Consider the following 12,188-nt stretch of genomic DNA (forward strand, 5'->3'; position numbering starts at 1 on the left):
CAGACTGTGCAGGCTTCATGAGGTAAAAGGAGGACATTATGGAACACAGATATGGGCTAAAGACTTTAATAGGGATAATTATAGCTTCCTTTGTAGTGGGTATAATTGTGGCTTCAGAACTGAAGTTGACGCCCTCTTTAAAGGCTATTTCTACTTTTGGAGTAGAAAAGGATAGGGATGGTGAAAACAAATCATCAACAGTACCCACCCAGCTGCCATCTTTTGTTGAACTGGCAAAAGAGTTAAAACCAGCAGTTGTCAATATCAGTACTACAAAGGTTATTCATAGAGGGAGGCAGGGATTTACACCTTTTCAGAGTCCTTTTGGTGAAAGAAGCCCTTTTAGAGACTTTTTCGATAAATTTTTTGAGGACATGGTACCCAAAGATTTCAAACAGACCAGTTTGGGGTCAGGATTTATTATTGACGAGGATGGTTATATTTTGACCAATTACCATGTGATCCAAGGTGCCGATGAGATAAAGGTCAAACTCTCAAATGAGAAGGAGTTTAAAGCAGAAATAATAGGAAAAGACCCCAAAACCGATATTGCATTAATAAAGATAAAATCCTGGAAAAACCTGCCTGTAGTTAAGCTGGGTGACTCAGATAAGTTGGAGGTAGGAGAATGGGTAGTTGCCATTGGTAATCCTTTCGGGCTCGATCATACAGTTACAGCAGGAATTGTAAGCGCTAAAGGAAGAATTATCGGAGCTGGTCCCTATGATAATTTTATACAGACCGATGCTTCTATAAATCCGGGGAACAGCGGAGGTCCCTTGATTAACCTGAAAGGAGAGGTGATTGGCATCAATACCGCCATTATTGCCAGTGGGCAGGGGATAGGTTTTGCAATCCCGGTTAATATGGCAAAGGGGCTTATCCCCCAACTCAAAGAAAAGGGGAAGGTAATTCGAGGATGGTTGGGTATTGTGATACAGAAGGTCACCCCTGATCTGGCCAAATCATTCGGGTTGAGAGAGACTGAAGGCGCGCTGGTAGCTGATGTTGTGGAAGGTAGTCCTGCGGATAAAGCAGGGATTAAGCGAGGGGACATAATAATAGAAGTAGACGGTGAAAAGATCGACGAGATAAATAAGTTATCAAGGTTTGTAGCAACTCTTAATGTGGGGAAGGAAGCAAAAATAAAAATTATCAGAGACGGGAAGGAAAGTACATTAAAGGTTATAATTGGAGAATTTCCAGAGAAGGAAATAGTCGCTTCAAAGGGAGAAGTAAGAGAAAAGCTGGGGATGGTAGTGCAAAATCTGACCCCGGATATTGCAAAACAGTTCGGATACATAGGCGAAAAGGGGGTCTTGGTAACCGATGTTGTTGCAGGCAGCCCGGCAGATGAGGCTGGAATAAAACAAGGAGACCTGATAAAAGAGATAAACCGTAACCCCGTTAAAGATTTGAGAAATTATATGGCTATCCTGAACAGGGTAAAAGGAGATAACCTTCTTCTACTTATCAGGAGAGCCGATAGTGCACTATATATAGTGCTTAAGATGCCGGGAAAGGAATGATTTAGATATTACCTTAACCCTCAAATGCTTGATTCCACATCTCATTCAAAACTAAAAAAACAATTCGATATCCTTCTAAAAAAATCCTGTAATATAAATTTGCTGAAGATGGACTCCTTACCTGGAGATGCATCAAAGCGGAAGTATTTCCGCCTGTGCCATGATGAGGGAACTTTGATTGGTGTCTATGGGCAGGATGAAAAAGAAAATCGCTCTTTTATATATTTTTGCAACCACTTATACTCCGTGGGACTCCCTGTTCCCAGGTTGTACGCAAGCAGTATTGATAAAGGGATCTACATAATTGAAGACCTGGGAGATGAAACCCTTGCCGAAAGGATTTCATCTCCTTCCATATCTAAAGAAGAGATACTCTCCCTCTACATACAAAGTGCAAAAGACCTGGTTCATTTTCAGATTTTGGGACATGTGGGTATTGATTATGAACATAATTGTCACCAGAGCCCGGTGTTTGACCGAAAGAATATAGAAGATGACCTCCAATATTTTATGACCAATTTTTTTGTCCTGGCAAATGATTATTTAAAAATAGCTGGGATAGAAAACGAACTAAACAGATTAACAGATATTTTAGCGGGGCATCAGCCCATGTTTTTCCTTTATCGGGATTTTCAATGCAGAAATATAATTGTTCGCCCTGATAGGAGCCTCGGGTACGTTGACTTTCAGGCAGGTCGTCAGGGACCACTCCAATATGATGTTGCAACCCTACTCTATGCCTCTAAAGCAAATATCTCCGATGAAGAAAGAAAAATCATTTTATCCAATTATTTAAATCAACTGGAAAGAGTGATAGCGTCTGGGAAAGATTCAAAAGAGATGAGAAAAATTTTGGATTCAGCAAGGCTGGTAACCCGGAATGACTTTATGTCCAACTATTATTTTTTCGTCCTTTTCAGGATTTTACGGGCATTAGGGGTTTATCTGTTTTTGGCGGTTCAGGAGGGGCACTGGAGGTTTTTAGAAGGAGTCCCTGAGGCATCAAAGAACCTTATGAGTATTTTTTATGGGCAAAGCCTCTTAGGAGAGGTTTTGCCCCAACTTCAAAAATTTGCACAGCGATTAAGTACAGAAGATGCCTTTCTGTCTCCAACGAAGTTGATAAGCTTAATTAGTTCGCGCTGAACTATTTGGTTTTAATTACAATGGACAATAAATTAAGTGTGTCGATTTATAGCTTCGGTTTTAATTATTCCCATACCCCTGACGATCCCCATGGACACGGTGGCTATGTGTTTGATTGCAGGGGGCTACCCAACCCAGGCAGGCAAAAAGAATTTCAGAATTATAGTGGGCTTGATAAACCGGTTGGTGATTATCTTGAGGACTATCCAGAGGTTCACCAGTTTTACAACCTGACCCTAGAGCTTATAAAAAGTCATTGTGAGTCTTTTTCAGCACGAGGGTTGGAGCATCTTATGGTCTCTTATGGCTGTACTGGCGGACAGCATCGGTCGGTCTATATGGCTGAAAGAATGAAGAGGGACTTGACTCTGGCAGGATTTAACACAGAATGTATCCATATGGAGAAGTTCCGATGGGATACTGCCTTTGCACAGCCCTGTAGAAAGGCATTTATCTTAGCCGCTGGTCTGGGAACAAGGTTATTACCCTTAACAAAGGAAGTGCCGAAAGCACTGGTGAAACTAGGGGGGGAGGCAGTTATTGACTTAGTATCGAAGAAGTTGGTTGAAGCAGGGGTAAAGGAGATAATTGTCAATACGCATTATCTAAGCGAGCAAGTGGAGGCTCATTTAAAAAATACGCACTTAGACTGTAGCTTTACAACAGTATACGAACCTGAGCTGCTGGATACCGGGGGAGGCTTAAAGAATACTGAAGGTTTTTGGGGAAGAGAACCTTTCTTCATTCATAATGTAGACATCATAAGTGAAACCGACCTAAAGTCAGTTTATCGCTATCACTTAGCATCAAAGAGCTTGGTTACCTTAGTGCTCCAGGAGCGGCTCTCGACGAATTATTTTGTTGTCGATTCGATGAATATTGTTTGTGGGCTTTACTATTCCCAAAAGGGTCTTATTGATGTCAGAAGGCAACACAAAGGGCCAGTTAGGCACCTGGCTTTTAATGGTATTCATGTAATTTCCCCTGAGATATTTAACGAGATCAAAGAGGTAGGAAAGTTCTCTATTGTCAGCCTTTATCTGAGATTAATAGAAGAAGGGTTTTTGATTTGTGCATATATAGATAACAGTCAACTTTTTGCAGACATCGGAAACCCCGAAGGTCTTGAAAGGGCTGACGAGTGGTTCTCTAAAACGAAAACACATATCCTTTGAAAAAGTATCCCTTTTTGCTTTAGCATAAATTCCTGAGTGAGACTGTCAGGGATGGCTCACTACTGCCACTGGGAAATTTACATAACCATCAGGTGTATTTGTAATCGGATGCTGTGCCCCGTTGGTTATCTTCGGCACTGTCTCCGAGACATAAGTATCAAGCTCCTTCATTGAAACCTTGTTATCCTTGATTAAGTCAGCTTTCCCGCTTATCCCCTCAATTATAGCATAAGTAAATGCCCCATGTTTCCATTTGTCTGATTCCTGAGAAAGTTCTCTGCCACGGCTTGATGTGAATATCACTGCATTTGCCTCCTGAAGCTCCTTTACAAAACGATCATTATCAACACCCCTTGTCTTCTTTCCAGCCACACCTTCTGAGTGGCAGGTGTCTGCAAATATGAGTTTTTTAGACGGCAAATCCAGTATAGCCTTCAACTCCCTCCATGGTATAGCCTTTGATTTCTTTATCGTACCGTCATTCATTATAACTGCATCAGCAGGCAAAAAATAGAAATCTCCCCTATCATCATTTATCCCATGTCCCGCTATAAACAAAAGGACAATATCATTTGCAGATGCCTTGCTTAAATAGTTCAGGTTATCAAGGATGCTGTCGTAAGTCGGCTTTATTGAGCTGCTGTCACTGATGATAAGGCTGTTTATTTCACGGAATAATCTTCCCTTCTGGCTTTTGAATGCCTCAACAATCCCTTCTGCATCAGCAACTGCATAAGAGAGCGGGGTTAGGTTCTTGTCCTGATATTTGTTTATTCCTATGGAGAGTATCCAGAGGTTGGGAAGGATTGCTTCTGACAGGCGGGACGCCTGTCCTGCCACTTCAAGATATATGCGGACAGATTTCCTTCCTTCGGAAAAGCCATTGAATGCTGTTACCTCTATCAGATTCTCTCCAATGTCCAGACTGACAGGGATTTTTAAATCAAGGGTTTTCTTGCCTTCAGGTACTTCTATACCTTTGGGAGTGATTTCAATCCCCCTGATGTCATTGCGAGCCCCGACAGGTCGGGGCGAAGCAATCTCACTGCCTGTAACCTGCCTCCCGTTTACAAAGACCTTTACCCTTTTTATTGTCTGATTTCTGTCTTCAATATAAAGGGAGACTTCAGCATCAGTTGAATTCATCTTTTTCCCGTCTTCAGGTGATTTGATAACGATGAACGGCGGCTCTATGTTCTGGATTGAAGCAACTGTAACAGCGGACTTTTGTTTATCAACCCCGAGAGTTTCTGCAATCGCTTTTTGTGTATCACCAAGCCTTAATGCTGTCTCAACTATCTGAGGCTTATAGAATGCTGAACGATACTGGTCTATGCCATAGACGTTATTGCCGATGCGGACATTCAAATGTTTGTCGCCATTGGCAGAGGAGTTGTAATAGCCTTCGGGGGTGATAATGAGCCACTCGCCATTCCTGAAACTTGCCAGCATGGCAATTTCACTGCCGGTTGCCACATTCCACATCCTCACAGTGCCATCCCAGCTTCCCGAGTATGCGTAGCGACCATCCGGGGAAAAGGCAACCGAGGAGACCCATGTAGCGTGACCCCTGTAAGTTCTTATCTCGTTTCCCGTAGAGATGTCCCATAGCTTAAAGGTATTATCTGTGCTGCCCGACAGCACGAGCCTGCCATCCGGTGATAAAGCAATAGAGGAAAGGCCAGGATGTCTAAACTCCCTGACCACTTCGCCTGATGATATTTCCCAGAGTTTGACGGAAGCATCAGGGTCAAAGGGATTGAATACACTGCTGATACCTAATACAATCTTCCTCCCGTCCGGAGAATACAATGCCGATTTAATACTCATAGTTTCGAAGTCTTTTGTCGTATGTATGTCAAATGTGTTCAATTCTCTGCCGCTGTAAATATCCCACACTTTGAGGGCATAGTTCTCCCTCATTGGGTAGGGGCGAGAGTAATCTCCTGTACCCGCCGAGACGGCATACTTTCCATCCCGGGAGAATGCGACTGAAAAGACAGCCCTCGTCCCGACAAATGTCCGTATCTGGCTCCCTGTCTGAACATCCCAGAGCCTTGCTGTTTTATCAAAGCCGCCTCCCGAGAGGAGATATCTGCCGTTAGGCGAAAAAACGACTGAAGTAACCTCACCTGAATGTCCGATAAAAGTCCTTAGCTCTGTTCCAGTTATCGCATCCCAGAGTTTGAAATTCTTATCGTGGCTCCCCGAAACGGCGAACCTACTGTCAGGAGAAAAGGACAGCGAATTGATCCACCCCTCATGCGCTTTGGAAGTCCTTGTCTCCTTTCCTGCCGACATGTTCCAGAATCGGACGGTACCGTCGTGTTCCCCTGAGATGATCGCTCTGCCGTCAGGAGATACGGCAATGGCGGTAACGCCTTTTACCAGGCCGGAAAACGTCCTCAAAGTGTTTCCAGTAAAAGCATTCCATAGCAGAAGTTCCCTCCTTATCGCGCTCAATACGTTTTTGCCGTCGGGTGAAAACGCAAGAGGAGTTCCCTTTTCATCATAGGAAAAGTTCCTCACTTCTTTCCCGGAGGCTGTCTCAAAGAGCTGGAGAGGCATTTTATAGCCACCCGACAGGATATGGCTTCCGTCCGGTGATATGGCAATATGCAGATAATCCCCCATCTGCTTCTGCCATAGTTCCCCCTCGGTATTTACCTCATAGAGGCTTAAATAGTTCTTCTCCCCATAACGCATGGTCAAAATGTATTTGCCATTTTGAAGAAGCGCTGCTGAAGCTACTTTTTCCTTCCCTGTAAAGCTTTTTACCTCCTTTCCCGTTGCTACATCCCACAGCCGTACCGTTCCGTCGCTACTCCCGGAAACGACCTGACGGCCGTTTGGGGAAAAACCAACTGAGTTGACAGTACCGATATGGCCTTTGAACGTCCGCACTTCTTCTCCAGTCGCAGCATTCCAGAGCTTAAGGGTAGTATCCTCACTTCCGGAAAGTACATGCCTTTCATCAGGAGAAAAGACGACCGATGCTACAGGGGCAGAATGACCGGAGAAGGATTTTATTTCCTTTGCCGTTGCAATATCCCACACCTTAACGGTGTTGTCCGAGCCGCCTGTCAGCAATGAACGGCTGTCAGGTGAAAAAGCAGCACTTATGACCTTATCTGCCTCGCTGAAAAAAGCCCGTATCTCCTTTTCCTTGGCAACGTCCCAGAGTCTGAAGCAGTACTCCCCTCCCTGCTTTGACAGGAAGTATTTTCCGTCAGGCGAAAAAAACGCAGTGTGGATATCGCCTGATCCTGTGTGCCCCAACTGCACAAAAATCTCAGACTTTTCAGCGGCGATTGCGGGGTTAAAACCTGCTGCAATGGCAAAAAATAGTAAAGACATCAGACCAAACCATTTTTGCCTTCTCATTTTTCTCCCTCCTTGTATTACCTGCCCTCAGGTTCGCATAGATTTTAATTATCTGCGGAGATCGTCAAAGGTTAGGTTAACTCCCCTCTCCCCCCTCTGTCGTTTTCCTAACCAGTAAAATTAACAGGAGTCCAACAGCAGCCATAGTGGCACTGATCATAAAGGCATAATCATAGGTGCCTGTTCTGTCCCGAAGTATACCGGTAACCCAGTGAACCAGGATAGCCCCCAGACCATAAAAGGGCGTCCATGCCCCTATGACAGTACCCATCATTTCCCTTGGGAAATAGTCTCCTGCACAAGCCCCATAGATGGGAAATGTTGCCCCGTAAAAAATTGCTACCCCCCCCACAAGGGCATACAGCATTACCCATGAATCTCCGGTGAAGAGAATTCCCGCCATGAAGACAGCAATAAAGGAGTTGGAGATAATGATAGTTCTTTTTCTGCCGATATAGTCGGACAAGGGTAAGATCGTTAAAACTCCTGCCACCTGACAAATACCGTGCACTGTTGCCAGAAAGCTTGCCCTTTCCAGGGACAGTCCAATCTGATATTTGGCATAGTCCACCATAAAGGTAGTAATGCCGTAGAGGCCATAAGATATGGAAAAATAAGAGAACCCTATAAGCCAGAACCTGCTGTTCTTCAAAATGATGGGGAGAAAGCTGTCTTTTGATTGGGTCTTCACGTCCATGTTATTTGTTAGGGGGGCATCTCTCTGTCCCCATGGTAGATATCCCGTACTCTCGGGGTCACTTCTAAGTAACAGACCGTTGACAATTACCATCACCAGCGCGCCGGCTCCTAAAAAATACCAGCCATAGCGCCAGTTGAAGTGGAGCACTATCCATGGAAAGGCTGCCCCCATGGTTGCGAACCCAAGCCCGTACCCTGTGGAAAGTATACCAAGAGCCAACCCTCTACGGTTTGGAGAGAACCATCGTTGGACTACGGTAATTACCGGTGTCCACATCCCCGTGGCACCAAGACCGGCTATGGCGTAAAAGAAGCAGGCCGCCCCGAGGGTTTTTACTGTTCCCATCAGGAGGACGCCAAGGCTGAGGATGAGACAGCAGACTGTAATTACACGACGTGCTCCAAGTCTGTCAGTCAGATAACCGGTAAGGGGGGTCAGGGCAATATAGGAGAAGAGGTAGGAATTATAGATAGATCCGCCGGCAGTTCGATCGAAGCCAAGGGTGCGAATCATCTCTGGAAGAACAACTCCGTATCCGAGGCGGACAGAATAGTTAATAAAAAGATTGACAAAACAGGTTGCCAGGATGATCCACGCCCAGTGAAAAGCTTCTCCTTTTTCTATGACTTTTTTCAACATCTTACATTACCTGATTGGGTTTATAACCCGGTACTCCCTTTTTCTGATGCTATCGTTTCAAGAGCTTCCTTTGCAGCTTCTTTTATTTGAGGATCGTACTGACCGCTTAAAATCATCTTAAGTCGGGGTGCTATCCTGTGATCGCCTGATTTTCCCAGAATATAGAGTATGTCGCCCTTGATTGTATCTTCTGCATCATCGAAACGTTCCCAGAGCGGATCGACTACCTGAGCAGCCAGTTCTTGATTATTCTCCGCTATTTCTTCCATTGCTGTCATGGCACCCAAACGGATTCCCCACTTCTCATGCGTCAGGAGGTCGATAAATACCGGGGGAATCTGTTGCCTGTCAGCTATCATTGCTGCAATATGAAGGGCATCTCCCTCCTCTAACATCTTTTCGAGATATGAGGTACCCAGGGTAGCAAGATCACGTTTGATAATAACCTTGACGAGTTCTTCCAGTTGTAATGGGCCTGTCCATCGAAAATGTTCGTCGAGTACAACAGTTGGCACAGATTGAATCCTATTTGATTGAGCTATTTCAGGGAAAAGGGTGCAGTCTGTAATAGTAAGTTGAATAAATTCGTTTACCAAGGCAAGGGGTATAATCTGCCGGACTGTCTCGGGACAAACAGGACACTGTTGAGAGATATAGAGGTTCAGTGTGGTTGGAATCTGGAGCTTTTCAAGATGACCCTGTATAGAGCCTGGGACAGGAGGGAACCCCTTGTTATAAAAAGAGAGGATTTCGAGAAAAGGCTCAAGTTCCATACCAAGAGGGATAGCATGGTAAGTAAGGATACTGCCTATTCGTATAGCCGGGATCTCTTGTGGCTGCCCCTTTTCTCTGACAATATGAATCTTTGGGGCAAGGCGCTTCAAATTTTCGCAGAATTCATCGAATTCTCCGCTCCTTTTGTCCTCCGTTATAAGGAGGCTTATCTGAATATCACCGCATAGATCACTGTTCCATTTTTGAACCCGTTTTTTTTCTTCTGATGTCATTGTTGCCTCGTCTCCGTGGAGATCGAACTATTATCCGAGAACTTTGCAAAATTATCCCTTTTCGCTTCAGCATATATTTTTTGTCTTTCCAGCCCGCATTATAAAATCCTGTATCCGCTACTTTAGATTCCATACACGTTAGCTTAAACCTGCCATGACTATTCTATCGGAGAGGCAGAGGTTCTTCTTAAAGATTTAAAACCATAGCAGTTTCATCACAATCAGGGAACTTAATGCATTTTAAACAATCCGCCCATATCTTGTGGGGGAGAACAGACTTGTCTGCTGTTTCAAACCCGAGTTTTCTGAAGAACTCGGTCTGATATGTCAAAGCAAAGACTTTATATATGCCTAAAACTTTACATTCAGATAGACAGGTCTCTACAAGTTTAGTACCAATACCCTTGCCCCAGAAGTCTTCACGTACTATAAGAGACCTGATTTCTGCCAGGTCTTCCCAGCAGATATGCATAGCACATGTGCCAATGATATTGGCTGCCTTTTCGTCCACATAAACACTAAAGTCTCTGACATTATCATAAAGCTCACTCAAAGAACGAGGCAGCATCTCGCCCTTTTTAGCATAAACCCCTATTAAATCCTGAATCTCTTTGATATCTCCCACTCTTGCTTTTCTGATCATATTAAAGTATTACAACACCCCCTTGACTTCTTTAACGACCTCTAAAACCTCTCTATCTGTAGTATCAATGGTTACATCAGCCCTGGCATAAAATACTTCTCTTGATTTCAACAGTTCCTTTATTTTGGTAAGTTTGTCAGAAACAGTTAATAGTGGACGAGCATCATTTCCCTTTACCCTGGAGAGAATCACTTCCGGGCTTGCTGTTAGACATATTACTATACCATTCTTTTTCAGGTCATTGATATTCTCAGGATTAATTACCACCCCTCCACCAGCAGCTATAACCAACCCCTTCAACTCTGACAGATCCTTAACTACCTCCCTCTCTATATCTCTGAAGTAACTTTCCCCATACTTTTTGAATATCTCATGTACTTTAATGCCGAGTCTTTTTTCTATCACATCATCGGTATCAATAAATTCAAAGGAAAAGTCCCTTGCCAGAATCCTTCCCACCTCTGTTTTTCCTGTCCCCATAAATCCTACCAGTACTATATTCCTGTTGAACTTTTTCATCGCCATGTTTCAGCTTCAACCCTTCAACCCTTCAACCCTTTAACCTTAAACTCCTAAACCCCTTACCTAAAAACTATCAACATAACTAAGGTACCCCTGATAGTTTCTCCTTGTCTCTTCAACAGAATCCCCTCCAAACTTTTCCAGGAAAGCATTGGCAATTTCAATGGCTACCACTGATTCACCGATCACTCCTGCAGCGGGAACAGCACAGGTATCAGACCTCTCCACACTGGCATTAAAGCCCTCTTTGGTATCAATATCTACTGATTTTAAAGGTTTGGTTAAAGTAGGGATGGGTTTCATAGCAGCCCTGGTAATTATATGTTCACCGTTAGAGATTCCTCCTTCAATACCGCCCGCATTATTTGTCTTTCTGAAAAAACCCTCCTTTGGTTTAAGCCCTTGAGCTTCTGTGTCATAAGGTACTTCAGATAACCCTTTGTCATCTCTGGCCGGTGATTTATAGTATATCTCATCATGAACCTGAGACCCCCATCTCCTAGCAGTCTCAAACCCCAGACCAACCTCTACCCCTTTGATTGCCTGTATACTCATCAGGGCATGTGCTATCTTCCCATCGAGTTTTCTGTCCCACTGGGTATAAGTTCCTAACCCAACAGGTACACCTGTGGCAATTATCTCGAATACCCCTCCAAGTGAATCTCCCCTGGCTTTTGCCTCATCTATTTTTGCCTTCATCTCTCTTTCGGCATCGCCATCAATACATCTCAGTTCCGAAGCCTCAGCCCTTCCGTATACATCCTCAGGGTTTAGGTTTTGAGAACTGATTCTTATTCCTCCTATTTCAGTTACATGGCTGATTACCTTAATGCCGAATTCTTTAAGAAGACATTTTGCTACAGCTCCTATCGCAACCCGACATGCAGTTTCCCTTGCACTTGCCCGCTCAAGAATATTTCTGATATCCCTTTGGTTGTATTTGATAGCACCTGCAAGGTCAGCATGGCCTGGTCTGGGTCTGTTAAGACGAATCCCCTTCCCTTCATATTGAGAGGATACAGACATCTCTGCCTTCCATTTTTCCCAGTCTTTGTTTTGTATAACCATGCTGATAGGAGAGCCCATAGTCTTGCCCCATCGAACCCCAGAGGTTATACTGACCATGTCCTTTTCTATCTCCATTCGCTGCCCTCTGCCATAACCCATCTGCCTTCTGGCAAGATCAATATTTATATCCTCTTCTCGAACGCTCAAACCAGCGGGTATGCCTTCAAGGATGGCTGTCAGAGAACTTCCATGTGATTCACCTGCTGTAAGATACCTTAACATAATGGTCACCTGGGCCTGCAATGTTAAAAGGGTTCAAGGATTCAAGGGTTCGAGTTAAATTGGTTAGGAAACAAACCCTTGAATCCTCGAACCCTTGACTCCTTATGTTATGATTTTACCAACCAATCTGGAGATAATCCATATTTGAGATAT

The 12,188-nt window shown here is 44.1% G+C and carries 9 protein-coding genes; 3 read left to right on the top strand and 6 right to left on the bottom strand.

All coding sequences use genetic code 11. The features are described from left to right. Nucleotides 1–38 precede the first annotated feature (38 nt). The 3 genes from AB1401_12020 (at nucleotide 39) to AB1401_12030 (ending at nucleotide 3,850) form a co-directional block, all read left to right on the top strand. Nucleotides 39–1,529, top strand: a complete 1,491-nt coding sequence (locus AB1401_12020) for a DegQ family serine endoprotease (GenBank protein MEW6616171.1) — start codon at nucleotides 39–41, stop codon at nucleotides 1,527–1,529. 108 nt (nucleotides 1,530–1,637) lie between these two features. Continuing rightward, on the top strand, nucleotides 1,638–2,675 hold the full coding sequence (locus tag AB1401_12025) for a phosphotransferase (GenBank protein MEW6616172.1): 1,038 nt from the start codon (nucleotides 1,638–1,640) through the stop codon (nucleotides 2,673–2,675). A 20-nt stretch (nucleotides 2,676–2,695) separates the two neighbouring features. After that, nucleotides 2,696–3,850: an RNase adapter RapZ gene (locus AB1401_12030; GenBank protein MEW6616173.1), complete on the top strand. Its 1,155-nt coding sequence runs from the start codon at nucleotides 2,696–2,698 to the stop codon at nucleotides 3,848–3,850. Between the two features lie 45 nt (nucleotides 3,851–3,895). Here AB1401_12030 and AB1401_12035 read toward each other — a convergent pair whose 3' ends face one another. The 6 genes from AB1401_12035 to aroC all read right to left on the bottom strand — a co-directional run bounded on the left by AB1401_12035 (nucleotide 3,896) and on the right by aroC (nucleotide 12,035). Continuing rightward, nucleotides 3,896–7,234 (bottom strand): caspase family protein, encoded by a 3,339-nt coding sequence (locus tag AB1401_12035; protein ID MEW6616174.1) that lies wholly within the window; start codon nucleotides 7,232–7,234, stop codon nucleotides 3,896–3,898. Nucleotides 7,235–7,310: 76 nt separating this feature from the next. Continuing rightward, nucleotides 7,311–8,573 (bottom strand): MFS transporter, encoded by a 1,263-nt coding sequence (locus AB1401_12040; GenBank protein MEW6616175.1) that lies wholly within the window; start codon nucleotides 8,571–8,573, stop codon nucleotides 7,311–7,313. Between the two features lie 20 nt (nucleotides 8,574–8,593). Further along, entirely contained in the window at nucleotides 8,594–9,580 is a 987-nt protein-coding gene (locus tag AB1401_12045; GenBank protein ID MEW6616176.1) for a thioredoxin family protein, read from the bottom strand. 187 nt (nucleotides 9,581–9,767) lie between these two features. Continuing rightward, nucleotides 9,768–10,223: an N-acetyltransferase gene (locus AB1401_12050; GenBank protein MEW6616177.1), complete on the bottom strand. Its 456-nt coding sequence runs from the start codon at nucleotides 10,221–10,223 to the stop codon at nucleotides 9,768–9,770. A 9-nt stretch (nucleotides 10,224–10,232) separates the two neighbouring features. Then, entirely contained in the window at nucleotides 10,233–10,748 is a 516-nt protein-coding gene (locus AB1401_12055; protein MEW6616178.1) for a shikimate kinase, read from the bottom strand. Nucleotides 10,749–10,808: 60 nt separating this feature from the next. Further along, the gene (aroC, locus tag AB1401_12060) at nucleotides 10,809–12,035 is read right to left on the bottom strand and encodes a chorismate synthase (protein MEW6616179.1); all 1,227 of its coding nucleotides are present in this window, start codon (nucleotides 12,033–12,035) and stop codon (nucleotides 10,809–10,811) included. Nucleotides 12,036–12,188 lie beyond the last annotated feature (153 nt).

This window comes from Thermodesulfobacteriota bacterium, assembly GCA_040757775.1.
GTDB lineage: Bacteria > Desulfobacterota > UBA8473 > UBA8473 > UBA8473 > UBA8473.